Origin of the sequence: Haladaptatus caseinilyticus (assembly GCF_026248685.1) — an archaeon.
In the GTDB taxonomy this organism is placed as follows: Archaea; Halobacteriota; Halobacteria; order Halobacteriales; family Haladaptataceae; genus Haladaptatus; species Haladaptatus caseinilyticus.
Genome location: NZ_CP111036.1, coordinates 2,183,345 through 2,202,910 on the forward strand (window position 1 = coordinate 2,183,345; position 19,566 = coordinate 2,202,910).

Annotated in this window: 19 protein-coding genes; 9 read left to right on the forward strand and 10 right to left on the reverse strand. The window is 58.7% G+C overall.

The genetic code is table 11. The features are described from left to right. The first annotated feature begins 47 nt into the window (after positions 1–47). Both OOF89_RS11720 and OOF89_RS11725 read left to right on the forward strand, forming a co-directional pair. On the forward strand, positions 48–1,460 hold the full coding sequence (locus tag OOF89_RS11720; protein ID WP_266076328.1) for a TIGR00341 family protein: 1,413 nt from the start codon (positions 48–50) through the stop codon (positions 1,458–1,460). Next, positions 1,453–2,013 (forward strand): HPP family protein, encoded by a 561-nt coding sequence (locus tag OOF89_RS11725; RefSeq protein WP_407661615.1) that lies wholly within the window; start codon positions 1,453–1,455, stop codon positions 2,011–2,013. Before OOF89_RS11720 ends, OOF89_RS11725 begins: the two co-directional genes overlap by 8 nt. 15 nt (positions 2,014–2,028) lie before the next feature. Here the strand turns inward: OOF89_RS11725 and gatE are convergent, their stop codons facing one another. Next, complete coding sequence (gatE, locus tag OOF89_RS11730) at positions 2,029–3,897, reverse strand: Glu-tRNA(Gln) amidotransferase subunit GatE (RefSeq protein ID WP_266076332.1); 1,869 nt, start codon at positions 3,895–3,897, stop codon at positions 2,029–2,031. Positions 3,898–4,277: 380 nt separating this feature from the next. Here gatE and OOF89_RS11735 point away from each other — a divergent pair, with 380 nt between their 5' ends. Then, positions 4,278–5,447, forward strand: a complete 1,170-nt coding sequence (locus OOF89_RS11735; protein WP_266076334.1) for a PAS domain-containing response regulator — start codon at positions 4,278–4,280, stop codon at positions 5,445–5,447. Positions 5,448–5,459: 12 nt separating this feature from the next. Here OOF89_RS11735 and OOF89_RS11740 read toward each other — a convergent pair whose 3' ends face one another. Both OOF89_RS11740 and OOF89_RS11745 read right to left on the reverse strand, forming a co-directional pair. Next, positions 5,460–6,935, reverse strand: a complete 1,476-nt coding sequence (locus tag OOF89_RS11740) for a PH domain-containing protein (protein ID WP_266076337.1) — start codon at positions 6,933–6,935, stop codon at positions 5,460–5,462. After that, complete coding sequence (locus OOF89_RS11745; RefSeq protein WP_266076339.1) at positions 6,932–7,393, reverse strand: PH domain-containing protein; 462 nt, start codon at positions 7,391–7,393, stop codon at positions 6,932–6,934. The genes OOF89_RS11740 and OOF89_RS11745 overlap by 4 nt, the downstream gene beginning before the upstream one ends. Before the next feature lie 178 nt (positions 7,394–7,571). On the opposite strand from OOF89_RS11745, the gene OOF89_RS11750 reads away from it, so the two are divergent. After that, positions 7,572–8,495 (forward strand): hypothetical protein, encoded by a 924-nt coding sequence (locus tag OOF89_RS11750; RefSeq protein WP_266076341.1) that lies wholly within the window; start codon positions 7,572–7,574, stop codon positions 8,493–8,495. 53 nt (positions 8,496–8,548) lie between these two features. Here the strand turns inward: OOF89_RS11750 and OOF89_RS11755 are convergent, their stop codons facing one another. Beyond that, positions 8,549–9,961: a class II fumarate hydratase gene (locus OOF89_RS11755; protein ID WP_266076343.1), complete on the reverse strand. Its 1,413-nt coding sequence runs from the start codon at positions 9,959–9,961 to the stop codon at positions 8,549–8,551. A 231-nt stretch (positions 9,962–10,192) separates the two neighbouring features. Between OOF89_RS11755 and OOF89_RS11760 the strand changes: the two genes are divergently transcribed. The 4 genes from OOF89_RS11760 to OOF89_RS11775 are packed head-to-tail and all read left to right on the forward strand — an operon-like array spanning position 10,193 to position 14,694. Further along, positions 10,193–11,518 carry an ABC transporter substrate-binding protein gene (locus OOF89_RS11760; protein WP_266076345.1) on the forward strand — a complete coding sequence of 442 codons (1,326 nt, stop codon included), beginning with the start codon at positions 10,193–10,195 and terminating at the stop codon, positions 11,516–11,518. An 18-nt stretch (positions 11,519–11,536) separates the two neighbouring features. Then, positions 11,537–12,589 carry a carbohydrate ABC transporter permease gene (locus tag OOF89_RS11765; protein WP_407661566.1) on the forward strand — a complete coding sequence of 351 codons (1,053 nt, stop codon included), beginning with the start codon at positions 11,537–11,539 and terminating at the stop codon, positions 12,587–12,589. After that, positions 12,586–13,452 carry a carbohydrate ABC transporter permease gene (locus OOF89_RS11770; RefSeq protein WP_266076347.1) on the forward strand — a complete coding sequence of 289 codons (867 nt, stop codon included), beginning with the start codon at positions 12,586–12,588 and terminating at the stop codon, positions 13,450–13,452. The genes OOF89_RS11765 and OOF89_RS11770 overlap by 4 nt, the downstream gene beginning before the upstream one ends. Before the next feature lie 39 nt (positions 13,453–13,491). Next, a complete protein-coding gene (locus tag OOF89_RS11775) occupies positions 13,492–14,694 on the forward strand; it encodes an ABC transporter ATP-binding protein (RefSeq protein ID WP_266076348.1) in 1,203 nt (400 codons plus the stop codon). Positions 14,695–14,712: 18 nt separating this feature from the next. On the opposite strand, the gene OOF89_RS11780 is transcribed toward OOF89_RS11775, so the two are convergent. Beyond that, entirely contained in the window at positions 14,713–14,958 is a 246-nt protein-coding gene (locus OOF89_RS11780) for a BolA family protein (RefSeq protein ID WP_266076350.1), read from the reverse strand. A gap of 48 nt (positions 14,959–15,006) precedes the next feature. Between OOF89_RS11780 and OOF89_RS11785 the strand changes: the two genes are divergently transcribed. After that, the gene (locus tag OOF89_RS11785; RefSeq protein WP_266076352.1) at positions 15,007–15,210 is read left to right on the forward strand and encodes a hypothetical protein; all 204 of its coding nucleotides are present in this window, start codon (positions 15,007–15,009) and stop codon (positions 15,208–15,210) included. Here OOF89_RS11785 and OOF89_RS11790 read toward each other — a convergent pair. The 5 genes from OOF89_RS11790 to OOF89_RS11810 form a co-directional block, all read right to left on the reverse strand. Then, positions 15,207–15,470 (reverse strand): hypothetical protein, encoded by a 264-nt coding sequence (locus OOF89_RS11790; protein WP_266076354.1) that lies wholly within the window; start codon positions 15,468–15,470, stop codon positions 15,207–15,209. The two genes, OOF89_RS11785 and OOF89_RS11790, sit on opposite strands and share 4 nt — an antisense overlap. A gap of 54 nt (positions 15,471–15,524) precedes the next feature. Beyond that, complete coding sequence (locus OOF89_RS11795; protein WP_266076356.1) at positions 15,525–16,847, reverse strand: ATP-grasp domain-containing protein; 1,323 nt, start codon at positions 16,845–16,847, stop codon at positions 15,525–15,527. Between the two features lie 99 nt (positions 16,848–16,946). After that, positions 16,947–17,999, reverse strand: a complete 1,053-nt coding sequence (locus OOF89_RS11800) for a presenilin family intramembrane aspartyl protease PSH (RefSeq protein ID WP_266076358.1) — start codon at positions 17,997–17,999, stop codon at positions 16,947–16,949. 236 nt (positions 18,000–18,235) lie between these two features. Further along, complete coding sequence (locus OOF89_RS11805; RefSeq protein ID WP_266076360.1) at positions 18,236–19,234, reverse strand: ornithine cyclodeaminase family protein; 999 nt, start codon at positions 19,232–19,234, stop codon at positions 18,236–18,238. A 94-nt stretch (positions 19,235–19,328) separates the two neighbouring features. Further along, a complete protein-coding gene (locus OOF89_RS11810) occupies positions 19,329–19,544 on the reverse strand; it encodes a hypothetical protein (RefSeq protein WP_266076362.1) in 216 nt (71 codons plus the stop codon). Between the last annotated feature and the right edge of the window lie 22 nt (positions 19,545–19,566).

A 19,566-nucleotide genomic window follows, 5' to 3' on the forward strand; every position in this document is an offset into this window, starting at 1 on the left:
CATATTCAGCCACCAGCCATTTTACGGCGCTTTCCGTCCGTTCACTCGTGCGGTTAATAGAACTGCTCGTCGGGGACGAGCGTCGGGATGCGACGCTCTCCATTTTGGACGACAACGACATCGACTACGCCGTCATCGAAGAGGCAGGGGAACGACAGGAATCCACGCTCGTCCACTTTCCGATTCCGACGGAAGCAGTGGACGACCTACTCGACACACTCCGGGAGGATGCAAACATCGACGAGCAGGCGTACACTGTCATCACCGAAGCCGAAACTGCGACGACCGAGCATATCGACGAACTGGAGGAACGCTACGCCGAGACGGACGAGAACAGCGACGACACCCTTCCGTCTGCGGAATTGGTTACAAAGGCGCGAGCGCTGAACCCCAACAGCCGAACGTACTACGCGATGACGTTCTTCAGTACCATCATCGCCGCCGCCGGGTTGTTGCGGAGTTCGCCGGAAGCTATCGTCGGGGCGATGGTCATCGCCCCGTTTTTCGGGACTGCGCTCTCGGTTGCGGCCGGCGTCTGCTGTGGCGAGGAAGACATGTTCTTCGACGGGGTTCGTTCGCAGTTCCTCGGCGTGTCGGTCGCTGTCCTCGGGTCTGCGATGTTCGCCGTGGTCGCTCGTGAGATGGGCTTCGTTCCACATGGAATGGTACTGACCAGGAGCTCGCAGTACACCCTCTTTATGACGCCCAGTTTTCTGTCCGCAGGTGTCGCAATCGCGGCAGGTGCGGCGGGTGGGTTCGCGCTCGCAACGTCGTTGCCGGTTGCGCTCGCCGGTGTTGCCATCGCGGCCGCGATTACCCCATCGGCGGCCGCGCTCGGCATCGCTCTCGCTTGGGGAAAGCCCGTACAGGCGGCGGGTGCATTCGTCCTCCTCGCGGTGAACGTGGCCGCGGTGAACCTGATGGCCATCGCGGTAATGACGTACCTCGGCTATCGTCCGTCCCTGCCCGTTACACTTTCGTCGTCGTTGTCACCGCGCCAAATCGCCCGCGCCATCGTCGTCGCCGTCATCGTCCTGTTCGTCGCCGGGACCGGCGCGGCCGCTTATCAGCAGGTCGAGTTCAACCGAACGGTCAACGACGAGGTCCATCACACCATCAGCGAGGAGTACCCCATGCTCGAAGTCGGTGACGTCACGACGGAGTACAACGCGGGCGTATTGCTTCCGCGATCTAAATCCGTCACCGTGACCGTCATTCGAACGTCCGAGCGGAACTATCCGAAGCTGGCACGGAAGTTGGACGCTCGAATCAGCAAACGAGTGGACGACGACGTGGAAGTCAAAGTCCACTTCGTAACGTTCGAAGGCACTGGTAAACGAGACGAGAGCAAGGGACGGCAGAAATCGTTCGGAAACGACGCGGTCCGATTCGATCCAGCGTCGAACGAGCAAGCACTTGTAGGACGTTCCGCAATCGACACCCATGGATTCGATGTCTAAACCGAAGGTACGAGGGGAAACGCCGCGCGTCGCGTTCGTCGCGAGTATCCTTCTCGTTCTTCTCGGCGCGCTCGCGTGGGCGAGCGGGCTTCCGTTCCTGTTCCCCAGTCTCGGCCCGTCGGCGTTCCTCCTCTCCTCCAAGGTCGGTGAGCGAGTGAGCGAACCGCGACGAGTCGTCGGTGGACACGTCATCGGTGTCGTCGTCGGATTGTTCACCTATCATCTCGTCGCACCGGGACTCACCGTCATGCAGCCCTCACCGCCGTTCTCGATGGCGGCGCTCCGACTCTCGTTGAGCGGTATTCTCGCGGTCGGGCTGACGACGGCAGGAATGGTCGTCACCGACCTCCGCCACCCACCAGCGTGCGCGACGACGCTCATCGTCGCGTTAGGACTCCTCACGAAGTTGACAGACGGTGTGATCGTCGTCGTCTCCATCGCCATCCTGGTTGCTGTCCAACAGGGGCTCGCGTATCTCGAAACGGTGCCACCGGCACCCGACGTGTTCTACCGAGGAGAAGCAGGCGATGAAACGGGACCGAAAGGCGACTAAGACGGGAAATCGCGTTCAGGCGCGCTGTTGTATTTCTTCGCGTAGAACTTGACTCACGAGGTCACCGTCGGCTTTCCCGCGGAGTTGACCCATACACTCGCCCATCAGGCCGGAGAACGCGGCCATCCCTTCTTCCTCGACCTGTTCTTCGTTGCGCTCGACGACCGTAACGACCGCTTCGCGGACTTCGGCCTCGCCGACGCCTGCGAGACCTGCCTCCTCGACGGCGTCCTCGGGAGATAGGTCGGGATTTTCCGCGAGGAGCGTCAACACGTCGTTGACTCCCTCTTTTGCCAACTCGCCGTCGGTGACGAGTTCGACGACGCCGAGGAAGTGGTCGTCGTCGAGGTTCTCGACCGGCACGTCCTCACGCCGTAGTTCCGTCACCGTACTTTCGAGTAGTCCGGCGACGAAGGTCGGGTCAGCATCGGTTTCGACCGCGCGCTCGAACAGGGGCATCCGGCGACCGTACGCAACCTGTTCGGCGAGGCCCGCTCCGAGCGAGAACTCGGATTGGTAGCGCTCGACCTTCTCGGTGAGTAGTTCGGGGGTTTCGACTTCAGTTGGGTCGAGGTCAACCGGGGGAACGTCGGTCTCGGGGTACATCCGCGCCGCGCCGGGGAGTGGCCGGAGGTATCCGGAGGTCCCGTCCTCGTTCGCGCCACGCGTTTCTTCCGGCACGCCTTCGAGCGCGACTCCCGCACGCTCGGCGGCGGCCTCGATTGCGCCATTCGCGACCGTCGGACTTGCGGCGACGATAGCAACCGCGTCGTCGGTACCCGCATCGACCGCACTACGGAGCGCTTCGACTTCGTCATCGGTGATGCCGTAAGCCGGGAGTTCGTCGGTGTGGAAGATTCCGCCCGCGCCGTGGCGTTTGGCGTGGTCGGAGAGTTCAGTTCCGAGTCGGCGGTCCGGTTGGATTTCATGTCCCACGAGGCCGTCGAAGCCGTACAGCGGGACAGCAGTTACCTTCCCGCCGTCATCGAGTGCACCTCGGATAACGCCGCTGTCGGTGTCCTCGAACACGTCCGTTACGTCCCGTACCTCGCCAACGCTTGCACCTCGGTCGTCGAGTTCGTCACGGATGGCGAGCAGTTCGACCTGTCGCCCGACCTCGTGGCGGACGAGGTCGTCGATGTCGTCCAAACTCTGGACACCCTTCATTTCTACGCGGGCACCCTCCGCGATGGAGACGTTCACGTCCTGCCGGATGGTGCCGAGTCCGCGTTTTACGTGGCCGGTCGAGCGCAGGAGCATTCCGATTCGCTCGGCGGCCTCGCGCGCTTGCTCCGGCGAGCGAATGTCCGGTTTCGTACCGATTTCGACGAGTGGAATGCCGAGTCGATCGAGGCTGTAGAGGACGCCGTCCTCCCGCTCCTCGATGCGTTGGGCGCTTTCCTCTTCGAGCATAAGGTCTTCGACGCCGACAGGACCGTCGCTCGTTTGGATTTCACCGTCCGTCGCGACGAGCGTCGAACGCTGGAATCCGGAGGTGTTCGACCCGTCAACGACGATCTTCCGCATCAAGTGAGCTTGGTCGATGACGTCCATATCGAGCAGTTGGGCGATTTCGAGAACGACCTCCCTCGCCTCCTCGTCAAGTCGGTGTGGCGGTTCGTCATCTTCCTCCACGAGACACGTAGAATCGTAGGCGAGATATTCGAACTCGCGGTCGATTTGGCTCTCCTCCAGCGCCGCGTCGTCGATTTCCCCGAGTTCACTCCGCGTCGGATGGAGGAATCGAGTAAACGTTCGGGACGACTCTTCGGGGTCGCTCAGATCGGTCGGACACTCGCAGAACAGTTTCGTCTCGGTGTCGAGTTGCTGGTGAATCTCCAGCCCAGCCACGAGACCGAGGTCCTCGTAGTCGTACTCGCTCATTGGTCGGACGTGGGACGTGGAAGGGTAAAAAACCGTCCAGTTCGCACGAGTCGATCTTGAGGTTGAGTGCGGGGGGAACCGCGGTGAGAATCGAGGGGGTCGTCGTCATCACTATCGGTGATGAAAGCGTGAAGGCATTCGACGCCGAACACGTCAACGGTCGAGGTTAAACTGTTCGTGTCACATCACAGTATCTGTCCGTCGTACGTACACCATTCGAAATCGGGTAATTGTATACTGTCCGATCCTTTCACTTGCTCATGTTTATAATATGATTCTCAAAACGTTGTGGATTTTCTTATTTAATACCGTGTGATGGCTATATTATTGGAAATTTGACAAACCATAGATACAAAAACGAAGGCGACAGAGGTAGTTGTATGACTGATTTCCTCACGGCGGGAAATCTCCCCGTAGACACGCCGATCCGTATCCTGCACGTGGACGACGACCCGGCACGAATTCGCCTTTCTGCATCGTTGTTGATGGAACACATATCTAACGCAGAGATATATACAGAAACAGATCCGATGGAAGCGTGTACTCGCCTCAACGACGGCCTTGTAGTGGACTGTATCGTCAGTGATTTCGATATGGGTCCGATGAACGGACTCGATTTTCTAGACGCGGTGCGCGAGCAGTTTCCGGACCTCCCGTTTATCCTTTTCACTGGGAAAGGAATCGAAGAGATCGCCAGTGAGGCCATTTCCGCCGGAGCCACCGATTACTTGCAGAAAAGCGGCGGCACCCAATGCTATGCTGTACTGGCCAACCGCATCGAGAATACCGTCCGTCAGCATCGCACGGAACAGGCCACAGTATCGTACCAAGAACGGATCCGATCCGTCTACGAACGAATAACCGACGCTTTTCTAGCCCTCGATGATGAGTGGAAGCTTACGTTCGTCAACGAGCGTGGAAAACGTCTCTTGGACCGGTCGGAGGAGGAACTGCACGGAGCGGTTTTTTGGGACGTGTTTCCCGGCACCATCGACTCACGATTCGAAGCCGAGTATCGGCGGGCGATGGAGAGACGAGAACCAACGACGTTCGAGGCATCTCTCGACTCGTTGGAAACGTCACTCAACGTTCGCGCCTACCCATCCACGAACGGGTTATCAGTGTTCTTCAGGGATGCGACCGCGGAAAATCGGCTTCGGGAAGAACATCGCCGCGAGAAGGCGCTATTGGAGCAGGTGTTCGAGACGAGTCCACTCTGTCTCGCAATCATGGACGAAAATGGCGTCATCAGACGAGCGAACGACCGGATGGTCGAACTGCTCGAAATTACAGAGGAGGAGATAACGAACCGAACCTCCGACTCCTCGCAGTGGACGATTACGGACGAGAACGGCGACGACCTGCCGGACGATAAACGTCCACTCACCGCTGTGTTCGAGAACGAGGCGACGGTCAGCCGTGAGCGAATCGGTTACGAGAGTCCGAGTGGCGAATGGAGTCTTCACACAGTCAGTGCGGCACCGATTCACGCCGAACCCGGCAAGATGGACCGAGTCGTCGTCGCCATCGAGGACGTTTCCGAACTGTAACAGTCGATCGCGTTAGTTACGGTCGAACTGTTTCGACCCGACATCCTCGACGCGAACGTTCTCCGCACGTGCCCGAATCTGTCGCCCGAGTTGCCGGACGACGACGTCTCGAAACTCGCTCGCATCGTCCGCATCTATATCCGCGGCGTGGGCTTCTTTCCCCCCGAACCCGACGGAGCTTGCGGTATCGACGATAACGGTACCCAGTCCCCACCTGCGCTGAAATGGTGTCTCACGCTGGATAACGGTTTGTACCCGATAGTAGGGAACGACGTGGGTTTTTCTACGCCAGAACCCGTTTCGTGTCTGTACATACTCCTTACCGACGTGATAACCGCGATGCTTCCACTGATACTGTCCGGCCACTGGCGCGAGTATGAGTAACGCAAGAAAGACGTACCAGAGGCCCAGCAGTCCGGTGAACCGATCGACCACGTACGCGCCTGCCGTAACTCCTACAACAATGACTGAATATCGAACCGTGTATCGACGCCGGGTCCGTTTCGGTGGCCGAACGAACGTCGGGTCGTCGAAGGATTCGATAGAGTGTGCAAGTTGGAGGACTCGACGACGTGTCGCGATGGGAATCGCTGCCTCTGACCCACCGGACGGCCCTTGACCCGGTGCATATCCCGCGGTCTCGACCGAGAGTGTTGCATACCCGAAACGCCGCATGAGCGGATTTTCCCGAAGTGTAAGCGTCTGAATCTTGTCGAGCGGGATCGACCCGTCGTAGCGCTGCAACAGTCCACGCTCGTATCTGAGTTCGTCATCTACGCGCGTCAGCGTAAAATCGTAGTGGCGTGCGTACGTCACCATCGCGCTGGCGACCCAGAGAACGACGACCGAGATGGCCAACTGAGTGAGTCCGAGCAGGAGCGAAACCACATCGAGCGGGTTACTGGCGTCGGTCAGAAACGGTACGACGAGGAAGACGAGCCCGAACACCCGGGGTTCTATCGAGATGAGCGACAGCAAAAGCAGTTCGGGCGAGCTAATCTCGTACAGTACATCTGGTTGCGCGTCTGTTTCCGTCTCACGTCGTCCATCGCCCCGTTTTCGTCGCTGAATCTCGCGCTGAAGCCGCCTCGCCTCCCCGTAGGCGACGAACCGAAGATTGGCTTCGGTTTCACCCCCTCCCGCCGTTTCGAACCCGACGGAAGCGATTCCGAGGACGCGCTGGACGACGTTTCGCCGGATATCGACGTTCTGAATCCGTCGCAGTGGAATCTCTCGGCGTCGTCGCGAGATGACTCCGGAGTCGATATCGAGCGACTCGTCGGTGAGGACGTACTCGAACCGACGGTAGTAGGTGAGTTCCCAGAGTCCGGTAACGAGGAGTCCGGCGATGACGAACGCGAGCGCGACGACGATATCGATGGACGCCACCGCACCCGCGAGCGTCGTCCCGACGAAAAAGAGCGTGAGCGCGACGCTCGCGCTCCGCGTAAACAGTCGATAGGGAAGCGACAGGGGGTGGAGTTTCATACCGCGTCCTCGTACTCGCTTTCGATTGCGAGGTTCCGGAGGCGACGCTGCAGATTGCTCGCCCGTTCGGGCGTGAGACCGGGAATCGTCACGTCAGCGCCGCGCGACCCGGCAGTGTAAACCACGACGCTTCCGAGTCCGACGAGTCGCTCGATGGGTCCACGTTGGGTATCGACATGTTGAACGCGGACGAACGGGACCACCGTCGTCACGCGGGTGAACACCCCACGTTCGAGATACAGGTTGTCATCGCGGATTTCGAACTGCCACGAGCGATATTTGAGAGCGACGTAGGTCCCTCCGACCACGAGTATCACGAGCGGAATCACGACTGAAATCCATACCGCAAAATCGGCCACGAATCGGCGTGCTCCGAACAGCCCACCTCCGATCAGTGCCGTCGTGAAAAGAACTCCCACAAACCAGACCAGTCTGACGCGGGAGTCGAGTGTCTCCATGCTTGCATATCCGGAGTATCCCCGTATAAAAGTAGGCGTCGCATAGCGTCCGAAATCTTCGCAGTACAGGCATCCTACCGATCCGAAGGGGGTTCGTACCGTTTCGTTCGATTGGCTCTGATTCGAATCAGTCGGCGTGGAACAAAGACACCAGCGGACCGTAGCATTCGTGGACAGCATGACCGAGAACTCGACCACTATCGACCGTCGCCGGTTCATCCAGGCGACCATGGCCTCCACAGCAGTGCTTGGAGGAGTCTCGTCGGCAGGTGCACTCCAGTCGTCCGGTAACACGCAGTACTCCATCGAACAGAAAGGCAAGTGCATCCCGATAGAACCGCTTTCGATGTCGGGACTCCCCGTCGAGGAGTTCTACGACTACCGCACGCCGGATACGGACCCGATGTCGTACAAGTACGCCTCCTTCGGAACTGAAAGCCTCCAGCGTGACGACACCAGTCTCCTGTTCCTGTACGAGGGACCGAAAGGACTGAGCCTCGTCATGATTCACGACAAGCTGGACAGTGACGGCGGCGGTGCCGTTTCGTTCCGCATCACGAGCCTCCCCGTGCAAGGGAAATTCGTCATCAAGGACGACCAGTACGACGGATCCACAAACCGTGATACGTTCGACTACTCCGTCACCCGCGACTGGAACGGAAACAAGTCCGCGAACGCGGTCGTCCACTGGACGTGGCAGGGTGGCCGCTCCGACGGGGGCGTCTATCGTGGACTGGGCAACGATTTCGAGTTCACGATTCATCCCCAGTTCAACAAACAAGCTCTCCTCTCCGACGAGGGTGGCGAATATCAAGGTGACGTGAAGAAATGGGAGGTCCTCTCCGGCAACGTCAACAACCCGACGCGGACGGAGTTGAAGATGAACGAGCCGGTCAAGATAACGAGCAAGAGCTGTAGCGCGGAAACGACGGCACAGCAAAAGACGACGAGCGGAGGTGGCGAGAAAACGACGAGTCCGGCCAAAACTACCTCGAAGCCGTCCGACGTGAACAGCGGTGGAAAATCGTTCTTCGGCAAACTCTGGGACGGTATCGCCTCCGTGCTGAACTCGGTGGTGTCGTTTTTCACCAGCCTGTTCTGATCCTGCCGACGGTTTCGGTAGTGGTTGGATCTACAACTGAAACGTGACCCGTTTTATTCGTCTTGACCGAGGATACCGCGATGAGTCATCGCTTCCGGGTCGATGATCTCGTCCGCCTCCTCCTCGCTTAGGTACCCCTTTTCGACGACGACTTCGCGGACCGTCTTGCCTTCCTTGAGTGCCTCTTTGGCCGCCTTCGACGCTTTGTCGTAGCCGATGTGCGGGTTGAGCGCGGTGGCCAACGCCATGCTCTGTTCGACTTGCGTTTCACAATGTTCCGCATCGACGTCCAACTTCTGGACGAATTTCTCCGCGAACACCGTGCTACTGTTGGAAATGAGTTCGGCGGATTGGAGGAAGTTGTGCGCCAACACGGGTTTGTACAGGTTGAGATCGAGTTGTCCTTCCCCTGCACCGTATTCGACGGCGGTGTCGTTGCCGACGACTTGCTTGTGCATCTGGTTGACTGCCTCGGCGACGACGGGGTTGATTTTGCCGGGCATGATGGAACTGCCGGGCTGGTTTTCCGGTTGGTCGATTTCGCCGAGTCCGTTGCGCGGACCCGATGCCAGCAGACGGAGATCGTTTGCGATCTTGTTGAGCGAGCCTGCAACCGTTCGAAGCGCGCCGTGCGCCTCGGCCATGGCGTCGTGAGCGGCCTGCGCCTCGAAATGGTTGTCGGCCTCACGGAACTCGATCCCAGTCTCCTCGCTGATGTACTCCGCGGCGAGCGACGGGAACTCCGGATGTGTGTTGAGACCGGTTCCAACCGCGGTCCCACCGAGGGCCAGTTCGGCGAGGTGGTCGCGCGTGTGGTCGATACGGGCGAGGCCTTTCTCGATCTGCGTTCGATAGCCACCGAACTCCTGCCCGACACGGACCGGAGTTGCGTCCTGGAGGTGGGTACGACCCGTCTTCACCACATCGTCATATTCTTCTTCTTTCTCAGCGAGTGCTTCGCGGAGGGTGTCGAGTGCCGGGAGGACGTCCTTCTCGACGGCTTCGAGCGCCGAAACGTGCATCGCGGTCGGAATCACGTCGTTACTCGACTGGCCGAAGTTGACGTGGTCGTTCGGGTGGATGTCACGTGAGCCGACTTCACTGCCATAGATCTCCGCGGCACGGTTCGCGATGACTTCGTTCGCGTTCATGTTCGAGGACGTGCCGCTGCCGGTTTGGAACACGTCTACCGGGAACTGGTCGTCGTGTTCGCCAGCGATGACTTCGTCGGCGGCCTGGATGATGACGTCCGCTTCGTCCTCTTCTATCATTCCGAGGTCACGGTTGGCCTGCGCCGCGGCCTTTTTGACCACGCCGAGGGCACGGATGAACCGCCGCCCGAACGTAATTCCCGAGATGGGGAAGTTCTGCACCGCGCGCTGCGTTTGTGCGCCCCAGTAGGCGTCGGCGGGCACTTTCATCTCCCCGAGACTGTCCTCCTCGATTCGGTAATCCTCGTCGCTCATACCCGTGGGGTCTTGGGCCACGAATAAATAATGTGCTCAATCAGATCCACTTACACACGTTAGTAACCCTACTAATCTCGAACAGTAAAATCACACAGTAATTATTTCAATACCTCTAGCTAGGATATAAATATAGTTTGTATTTTTAATGATTAACTCGCCTCAGAATTAACTTAACAATAATTAAGTGGGTCTTTCGATATGGTTCTGATACACTTATCAGGTGTGACTATGGCAAACAATGAAAACGGCGGTATGTCACGACGGGACTACGCGAAATATGCCGGTCTTGCAGGCGTCGTCGGTACCACAGGTCTTGCAGGCTGCCTCGGCGGCGGGAACGGAGACGAGGGAAAGGACGGGTCCAAGAATGGTGGAAACAAGGTCGAAGTCCAGCACTGGTGGACGGGGGGTGACGGTAACGCGGCCATCACGGCACTCTTCGAAGGGTTCGAGAAGAAACACGACATCACGGTTAAATCGAACCCGGTCTCCGGCGGAGCCGGACAGAACTTGAAAAACGTCATCAAAAAGCGCGTTCTCAACAGCGACCCTCCAAGCACGTGGCAGGCATGGCCTGGAAAGAACCTTCATCCCTACGTCGAGGCAGACAAACTGGAGGACATCGGTGAATCGGTCTGGTCCAAAAACGACATGAAAAACGCATACCTGAAAGGACCGAAAGAGGCGGCGAAACCCAACGGAAAGTTCGTTACTGTTCCGCTCAACATCCATCGTCTAAACAATCTCTTTTACAACGTCGAAGTCGTCGAGAAGGCAGGTGTCGATCCATCCAGCATCTCGAAACCGAGTGACCTCGTGGATGCGATGAAGACGGTGGAAAACAATACGAATGCGGTCGGGATGGCCCATCAAACGAAATCCGGATGGTCGACGCTACAGCTGTGGGCACAGGTACTCCTCGGTGAACACGGCGAGCAAACGTATGCGGCGTTCACTGATGGAAAGGTAAAACAGAACAAGCAGGCAGTGAAACAGTCGCTCTCGCTGGTAAAAGAGTACCACAAACATTTCAACGGCGACGCGGGGTCCATCGATTGGCAGCAGGCGAACAAGAAACTCATCAACGGAAAGGCTGCGTTCATCCATCAAGGAGATTGGGCTGCCGGGATGTATCGCGCTCAGGACAGCTTCGAGTTCGAAAAGCAATGGAACATGGTTCCGTTTCCCGGCACGAAGGGGAAGTATTCACTCGTCATGGACTCGTTCCCATTCCCGAAGAACAACCCAACGAAGGAGGAGACCAAAAAGTTCCTTCAGTACGTCGGCTCAGTCGATGCGCAGGAACGATTCAACCCGAAAAAAGGATCGATTCCGCCACGCACGGACGTTCCGAAGGATAAGTTCGGTCCGTTCCTTTCGCGTCAAATGGACCAGTTCAAGAGTTCGAAATCACAGCCACCGTCCATCGCACACGGACTCGCGACGACCCCCGAGACATTGACGAAACTCGACGACGCAGCCACGTCCTTCAATTCGAGTTGGAACGTGGACAAGACGTACAATAAGTTCGTCTCGGCGTTCGAACCGAACTGATCTCGCGCTCGATTTTCCATGCAAAGGATACGTAAATCACTGAAAAAAGTCAGACGGCGTCTGAGACGTACCCGTATTCACACTACTGGCGTCCTCGTGAGTGACGACGGAGCGAACGAAGGCTCACCGGAACTTCGCTCCGATGGCGGGACGATAACCGAGGAACGACGCGAGACCGAACAGTCGATCTTCCAAAACGAGTTCGTCCAAAGTATTCCGTTCTGGTTGCCCCCGTTCTTGCTGATGGGATTCTTCGTCTACGGCGCAATCGGGTGGAATCTCATCATCTCGCTTACCGACTTCGCGTCGCTCACGCTCCCGACGTATGACCCGACGACGTTTGACCTCGAGATGTACCGACAGGCGTGGAACGACCCCAACTTCTGGAACGCGGCGCAGAATACGTTCGTTCTGCTGATCGTGTTCACCGCACTGTGTCTGGTCGTTGGACTCGCGTTAGCGATCCTCATCGATCGCGGAATTCGATTCGAAAACGCATTTCGAACGATCTACCTCCTGCCAATGAGCCTTTCGTTCGTCGTGACGGCGAAAGTCTGGGCGTGGATGTACAACTTCGAAAGCGGAATGATAAACGTCACACTCAGACAGTTCAGCTTAGGGTTTTTTAGCTATCACTGGATAAGCAACCCGACGACAAAACTCGCCGCAGTCATCTTCGCGCTTATCTGGCAGTTCAGTGGCTACGCGATGGTCGTCTACCTCGCAGGATTGCGGGCGATTCCGGACTCTCACTTCGAGGCTGCACGAGTCGATGGCGCAAGCACGTGGCGAATGTACCGCCGTGTGATTGTCCCGCAGTTGCGTTCGTCAACGATGGGCGCGGCGGTGGTATTGATGGTGTTCGCGCTCAAGGCCTTCGACTTCCTCTACGTGATGTTTGGGACGAATCCCGGCCCGGCGGCAGACATCCTGGCGACGATGATGTTCCGTGAAGCGTTCGCATCCAACCAATGGGCATACGGGTCGGCGATCGCAATCGTCCTCTTTGCCATGGCGCTCACCGTCGTCGGTCCGTACCTCTACAGCGAGTACAAGCGAGGTGAACTATGAAATCGAAGAAAGGACGAGTGGCGCTCTACTGCGTCCTGTTCGCACTTGTCGCGTTCTATTTGGCACCGCTGGAGTCGGCAATCATGACTGCCTTCAAGACGTCCAGCGCATTCAATGAGACGCTCCCGTTTGCACCGCCAGGACTGGACGGATTCACCCTCGACGCGTGGCGAGTGGCGACAACCAAACTCTCCCACGGTATCCTGAACAGTCTGCTGTTGGCGATTCCAGCGACGATACTGTCGGCCACCCTCGGGAGTCTCGCTGCGTACGGCGTGACCAACGTTGAGTGGAAGTACCAGATGCCGATTATCGCATTGTTCGTCGCAGGCATCTTCATCCCGTATCAGGCGGTTCTGGTGCCGCTGTCGCGACTGTTTGCCATTGTGGACACCCAGTCTTTACTGGCACCGTTGTGGGGACTGCCGCTGATGCGCGCCCACTACGCGAACATCATCAACCTCATCATCGCACACACGGCGTACGGGATTCCGATTACCTTCCTGCTGTTCCGTTCGTACTATCGGAACCTCTCGGAAGAGATGCTGGAAGCGGCCCGTCTCGACGGGGCGAGCGTGTTCAGCATTTATCGGAACATCGTGCTCCCGCTGTCGAAGCCGATGTTCGCGGTGACGCTTATCTATCAGTTCACACAGGTGTGGAACGATCTCCTGTTTGCGCTGGTCATCCTACCCGGCGGAGCAGGAGCGGGCGAACCAGTGACCGTCGCCCTGACGAACCTCAGCGGCGGAATCATCCAATCGTTCGGACTACAGATGGCGGGCGCGTTCGTCGCGGCAGTGCCCACGCTCATCGTGTACATTGCATTCGGGGAACAGTTCGCAAAAGGAGTTGCTAACTAATGATACGAAACGATACGATGGAACGGAGGAACCGGAACGATGGCTGAACTCACACTCGACGGCGTGACGAAGTGGTTCGACGACGACAGCGACCGGATCGTCGCAGTTGATGACGCGAATATCGACATTGAGGACGGGGAGTTCCTCGTCCTCGTCGGCCCCTCGGGATGCGGAAAATCGACTACGCTCCGGATGATTGCCGGATTGGAAACCATATCGGACGGTGCGATCCGCCTCGACGGACGAACCATCAACGACCAACCGCCGACGACGCGGGACATCGCCATGGTGTTCCAATCCTACGCGCTCTATCCGCACATGACGGTTCGGGAGAACATGAGCTTCGGATTGGAGGAGTCCACGGACCTCTCGGACGACGATATTTCACGGCGCGTCGAAGAGACCGCCGAGATGATGGGCATTTACGACTTGCTCGACCGAAAGCCCAGTGAACTGTCCGGCGGTCAGCAACAGCGTGTCGCGTTGGGACGAGCGATCGTCCGCGACCCCGAGGTGTTCCTGATGGACGAACCGTTGTCGAACCTCGACGCCAAACTGCGGTCACAGATGCGCACCGAACTGCAGCGATTGCAGGAAGACCTCGGTGTGACGACGGTGTACGTCACGCACGACCAGACGGAGGCGATGACGATGGGTGACCGAATCGCCATTCTGAACGACGGAAAACTCCAGCAGGTTGCGACCCCGATCGAGGCATATCACCGGCCTGCGAACCGATTCGTTGCAGGGTTCATCGGCGATCCGTCGATGAACTTCTTCGAGATGAAACGCGACGGGGACACACTGGTCGGCGAGAACTTCGAGTATTCACTCTCCGCGGAGGCGCTCGATGAAGTCGGCGACACCGAGCGCGTAACGCTCGGCATCCGCCCGGAGGATATCGAACTCGTCTCAAGCGACGAGAGCGCACACGAGTTCCGGACCGTCGTGGACGTCGTCGAACCGATGGGCAACGAGAACAACGTCTACCTTCGGTTCGCGTCGGCGAACGACCGGTCGGCGAAGGGACAAGTAGCAGCGGAGCAACCGACCGAAGACGGACCGACAGGGGAACGACGGACGTTCGTCGTCACGGTCGGTGGGATGCAGACCATCGACGAAGGGCAAGAAGTGGTCTCCCGGATACCGGAGACCGCGATACATCTGTTCGACACAGAGACGGGTACTGCACTTCGGAATCGAGCGCTCGATCTATCCGAGGCGTCGGTTCCGAACCGCTAACCGTCTTCCTGCGGGTCGTTACTGTTCGTACTCTTCGGGCGTGTAGGTTTTCAGTTCGAGCGCGTGGATGTCCGTCGTCATGTGATCGCCCAGCGCGTCGTAAACCAGTTGATGCTGTTGCACCAGCGTTTTGCCCTCGAAGGCGGGCGAGACGACGAGTGCGGCGAGGTGGTCCTCATCGTGTTCGCCACGAGGGTGCGTGACCGTCACGTCGGCGTCTTCGAGTTCCGATTCGATGAGTGCAACGACTTCGTCGGCGTTCATGGATGATGATATCGCCTGAAGGGTTAAAAAGTCGGAGGAACGGAGCGCGTGATGGGTCGAAGCATGCTTCCGACGATGGACGACCGGGACGAGCGCGAGCGGGTGACGGGAATCGGTTGGGAAAGGTGGTCGTCACGAAGCGAAGGCGGTACGACCGTTGCTGGAAATAGTTGTCACCGAACCTCGGGAGTGGAAACCGGTCGTGAGAAAGTGCGCTTCCGATACCGTACCTCGTCTCCGACGGGGGACTAGCTCCACCAGCCGAACTGTTCTTTGGCCTGTTCGATGGCGCCCTCGACTTTCTTCTCGAGTTCGTCGATGGACCGCTCGACATGGTGGACTCGCTCGCGGGGAATCCGGCGGACGATATCGTCGCCCTCGTCGTTCTCACCGACCTTCACGAGCCAATGGTCGTCGAAGTACACAATATCGTCGTTTTCGACTTCGCGTTCGGTCGTTCCATCCGGAGCGTCGTAGACGATGGTCGCCGTACCGACATCTGGGTCGGGCATGATTCGTTCCTGTGCCCGGAAAACAGAAACGTCTGTTGGCCGGAAACGAACGTGTCACTCCTCAAGCGCCCGACGTTTCAAATCGACGCGATAGTCGGAAAGTACGTCTCGACCCATGATGAGTTGATATCGCATGTGGCTACGGTCGACGACGCTTGCGGTCGTCCGATGCCATCTGTCGCCGATGACGATGTCGACGTCCACCAGGGGACGTTTCTTGCTCGACTGCTGGCTCCCCGACCGGACCGTGGTACTGCTTTTGATCGGACCGGCACCCACCTTTGCGGCGAGGTCGATTCCGATGCTCGTCCGTTTTGCCCCGGTGTCGGCTTTGGCGACGACCGAATCGAGCCCCACCATTCCGTTGACCAACACGCGCTCGGTGTAGCCGACCGTCCGGGGATTACCGTCGGAATTCGAATTCGCAGGGGTGGGTTTACAACGGGGAACCGAGTCGTCGAACGTGTCGGCGAGTGTTTCGACTTGCTCGTTCGAGACCGACCCGCCGACCCGCTCGATAGCGAGGCGTGCGATAGAGGGTGCTGCACTTCTCCCCGTGGCGCGATAGAGTCCCCTGAATCCTGCGGTTGGGTTTACTTCGAGGACGTACCACTCCTCGTTCCACCTCATCAAATCGACGCCAGCGATATCGAGGCCGACAGCGACTGTTGCTTCTCGGGCGACGGTGCCGACTTCGTCGGCCAGTTCGTCGGTCGCATCCTCCGGAACGCCACCGCGGGCGACGTTTGTCCGCCAGTCGCCATTGGGCGCCAAGCGACGCATTATCCCGACTATCTCGCCGTCTACGACGTACGCGCGAACGTCCCACTGCCGGTCGTTTTGATCGAGAAATCGCTGGACAAACGTATGTCGCCGTCCGACGAGATGACTGGGGTGGCCCGTGTCGTCGAGTTTCCACGTCGTTTCTCCGTGCGTTCCAACGCCGGTTTTTATCACTAATGGATTTTCGAGGTGGTCACGTCCCGCGGCGAACGAACTGCTGCTCAGTGCAAAATACGAGTCGGGCGTCCGAACGCCGTGGTCGGAAAGGCGGACAGCAGTTGCGTATTTATGTACCGCAGTCAGCACGTTGTGGGGGTGATTGAGCATCGGACGGATTCCGGCGAGGATGTTGGCGATCTCTAGCTCTTCGAGTGGGTCGTCGATAGTCGCCAGCAGAAGACGGTTCACGAGTACATCGACGCTCGGAACGAGGCGTGCTTGGTCGTCGATAATTTCGACGTGTGTGTTTGCCTTTCGAAGCCAGATCGGAGTGTGTCCCAACGCCTCGATTGCGTTCAAGATGGCTTTCGTCTCCTTACTGTTGTGAAAACTCAGAACACCTACTCGAACGGAACCATCGCGTGAGACTGCCATACGTACCGTAGGGGTGGCACGAGCGTGTCGTTTTCGCCACGTATATTCAGTATGAGAGGAGCGCGCGGAAGCGAACGATGTTCGATATCCTGACTCCGGCTACAGCCCCATGGCCTGCACCAGTGAAATTCCGCTCGCGAGCGCGCCGACGAGATAGCCGCCGATTGCACCGCCGTTTAGGAGCGGGAGACCGGCGTGTGCACGACCTTTGAGAACCATCCAAAGGAGGACGACCAGTCCGGCCAGGGTCCCGACCATCGCGGTGAGAGCGGGCAGGTTCAGTGCGAATCCCGAAACGAGGGGTTTGGCGGGCGAGAAGAAGGCTGCACTGGCGACGAGCACGGTCGGCATCACGGCATCACCGAGTCCGATGAAGAAAGCGTCCCTGTCGCCCGAGTCGGCGTCGGGTTCGCCGGATTCCTCGTCTCCGCTTGACTCCACGATTTCGTCCGATCTGCCAGTCTCGTTCGATTCACCGGCCTCGTCCGATTCGTCACCTGGCGACACCGCACCCTCGCTGGTGGCCTGTGCGGTGTCCTCCAGGAACGAGTATGAGAGCGTCATAGGAATGACGAGGATGACGGGGATTTTCAGGTCCATCACGCCGGAAGCGAGCGTGAGCATATGTTCCGTGCCGTAGACGCTGATAGCGTCGTAGATGGCGAGCACCGCTAGCAGTATGATCGCGGGAAGCAGGCCGAAACTGATGCCGAACAGTCCCGCCGCGCCCGCACCCATGACCACTCCGGCAGTGTCGATGACGTACCACTCGGGATACACTGCGAGCGCGAGCGCGACGAGTCCCGCCGCGCCCCACGCGATGACGTTGACCGGTGCGCCGCCAACCGTCACCTCGACCGTGGGTGGGATAACGACGCTAAACACGTACAGCGATAGCATGCCGCTCGTGAGGATGATGACCGCTCGAAGAATCCATTCGACGCCGAGTTTGATGACCGCGAGCATTCCGGCGGTGAAGACGAGGATGACCCCAACGTAGACGAGACTGTTGGTCGGGTCGGAGGGGTCTTCGACCGTCTGGTAACCCGCCGATTCGAACGGTTCGACAAGCGCCAACGCGCCGAGTTGCACCCCGAGGAAGATGGCGATGGTCAACCCGGACGCGAATAGCACTCGCGTTCGTTTGTTCATGGCCGAAGCAATGAAGTGACCCCTCTTTGTGGTTTTGGGTTCGACATTTCCGTGCAGTGTCGTGTTTTCTTCCCGATTCGGTACCCATGAGTGCGTTCGACTGCATCGCGCTTTCGCTGGTCCGTGAGTCGGCACGTTTTGTGACTGGCGGTCGGAGCCGTGACTTCCTCCGATTGCGATGAGTGCGTGAGACGCTATTCAGAGTATTCTCGTTCCGCATCCGATGACGGTACGTGCTATTCCCCGGTTAACGCCTCACTCGCGGGTGAGAGGGAAATCGTCGAACCCAACCCTTCCTCCCGAGCTTTCTCGTAGAGCAGGTACGCGGACGCAACAGTTTCGATGCCCGTTCCGCCACTGTCGAAGACGGTGATTTCGTCCTCCGATTCTCGGCCTGTGGCTTCACCCGCGACGATTTCGCCGAGTTCGGCGTGGATGTGGTCGTCGGTGACGGCACCCGTTTCGACCGCGGCGAGGAACGACCCGGCGTCTTGTGTCGCTCGCTCGCGCAGGTCGGGGACGTACGTCGCACGCTCGATGGTTGTCGCATCGAGTTCGCGCTTTTTTGGGTGGTACTGCCCCATCGCGGTAACGTGTGCACCGTCTTCGAGTAGGTCGCCATCGAACACCGGTTCGTTCGCCGTCGTCGCGGTAATCACGATTTCCGCGTCCTCGACAGCGGCGGCACTGCTCGCGACGGCGGCAACCGAAGCGTCGAGTCCCTCGTTCATCTCCCCGGCGAACGATTCGCGGCTCTCCTTCGTCGGGGAGTAGACCGAGACCGTTTCGATGTCGCGGACGGACGTCACGGCCTTCAGCTGTCCACGTGCCTGTGCGCCGCTTCCGATGATGGCGAGTTTCGTCGCGTCTTTCCGAGCGAGTGTATCCACGCCGACCGCACCGGTCGCACCCGTTTTGAACGGATTCATGCTCGCGCCGTCGATAAGTGCGATGGGTGCGCCGCTGTCGACGTCGAACAAGGGTGTCATGAACCACGCATCCTCCGCACCGAACCCGGCGGAGTACATGTACCCGCCCATCGCACCCGTCTCGGGGAGGATCGCGGAATATCCAGTCAGCATTCCGGCGGGGTCATCGTTCGGGAGCGTCGTGCGTGGTTTTGCGGGCGCACCCCTACCTCGCTGGCGGTATCCTTCGCGGACAGCATCGACGTACTCTTCCGGCGTTGCCAGTCCTGCAACGTCGTCGCTCGTCAGAAACAGCGCATCTGTCATGGCTGGCAAGAGAACAGCCAGTGACAAAACCGTTGAGGAACGGGAGAACGTGACGGGAAAGTGAGTACGGAAAAGGGAAGGGAGAGGGAAAAGATCAGTCCGCGGAATTGACTGGAGTGGACGTCTGGGCGGCAGGGGTGTCGTCGACAGGTCCGTTGATGAACAGCGCATGGCCGATGAGGAGAACCGCCGCGGTTGCACCGAGCGGAATCGCAGTCGTCAGTGCGAGTCCAGCAACGCTGAGTGCTCCGGTTACGCCAACGAGTGCGAGTGGAATCAGGCCCAGAATGAGGTCGTAGTACCCAGTCATAATCTATTATAGAATATGCGGG

Bases quoted from the DNA above. Each gene is read 5' to 3' on its own strand.
- OOF89_RS11725 (WP_407661615.1), top strand. From the start codon at position 1,453: ATGTCTAAACCGAAGGTACGAGGGGAAACGCCGCGCGTCGCGTTCGTC.
- gatE (WP_266076332.1), bottom strand. From the start codon at position 3,897: ATGAGCGAGTACGACTACGAGGACCTCGGTCTCGTGGCTGGGCTGGAG.
- OOF89_RS11735 (WP_266076334.1), top strand. From the start codon at position 4,278: ATGACTGATTTCCTCACGGCGGGAAATCTCCCCGTAGACACGCCGATC.
- OOF89_RS11740 (WP_266076337.1), bottom strand. From the start codon at position 6,935: ATGAAACTCCACCCCCTGTCGCTTCCCTATCGACTGTTTACGCGGAGC.
- OOF89_RS11745 (WP_266076339.1), bottom strand. From the start codon at position 7,393: ATGGAGACACTCGACTCCCGCGTCAGACTGGTCTGGTTTGTGGGAGTT.
- OOF89_RS11750 (WP_266076341.1), top strand. From the start codon at position 7,572: ATGACCGAGAACTCGACCACTATCGACCGTCGCCGGTTCATCCAGGCG.
- OOF89_RS11755 (WP_266076343.1), bottom strand. From the start codon at position 9,961: ATGAGCGACGAGGATTACCGAATCGAGGAGGACAGTCTCGGGGAGATG.
- OOF89_RS11760 (WP_266076345.1), top strand. From the start codon at position 10,193: ATGGCAAACAATGAAAACGGCGGTATGTCACGACGGGACTACGCGAAA.
- OOF89_RS11765 (WP_407661566.1), top strand. From the start codon at position 11,537: ATGCAAAGGATACGTAAATCACTGAAAAAAGTCAGACGGCGTCTGAGA.
- OOF89_RS11770 (WP_266076347.1), top strand. From the start codon at position 12,586: ATGAAATCGAAGAAAGGACGAGTGGCGCTCTACTGCGTCCTGTTCGCA.
- OOF89_RS11775 (WP_266076348.1), top strand. From the start codon at position 13,492: ATGGCTGAACTCACACTCGACGGCGTGACGAAGTGGTTCGACGACGAC.
- OOF89_RS11780 (WP_266076350.1), bottom strand. From the start codon at position 14,958: ATGAACGCCGACGAAGTCGTTGCACTCATCGAATCGGAACTCGAAGAC.
- OOF89_RS11790 (WP_266076354.1), bottom strand. From the start codon at position 15,470: ATGCCCGACCCAGATGTCGGTACGGCGACCATCGTCTACGACGCTCCG.
- OOF89_RS11795 (WP_266076356.1), bottom strand. From the start codon at position 16,847: ATGGCAGTCTCACGCGATGGTTCCGTTCGAGTAGGTGTTCTGAGTTTT.
- OOF89_RS11800 (WP_266076358.1), bottom strand. From the start codon at position 17,999: ATGAACAAACGAACGCGAGTGCTATTCGCGTCCGGGTTGACCATCGCC.
- OOF89_RS11805 (WP_266076360.1), bottom strand. From the start codon at position 19,234: ATGACAGATGCGCTGTTTCTGACGAGCGACGACGTTGCAGGACTGGCA.
- OOF89_RS11810 (WP_266076362.1), bottom strand. From the start codon at position 19,544: ATGACTGGGTACTACGACCTCATTCTGGGCCTGATTCCACTCGCACTC.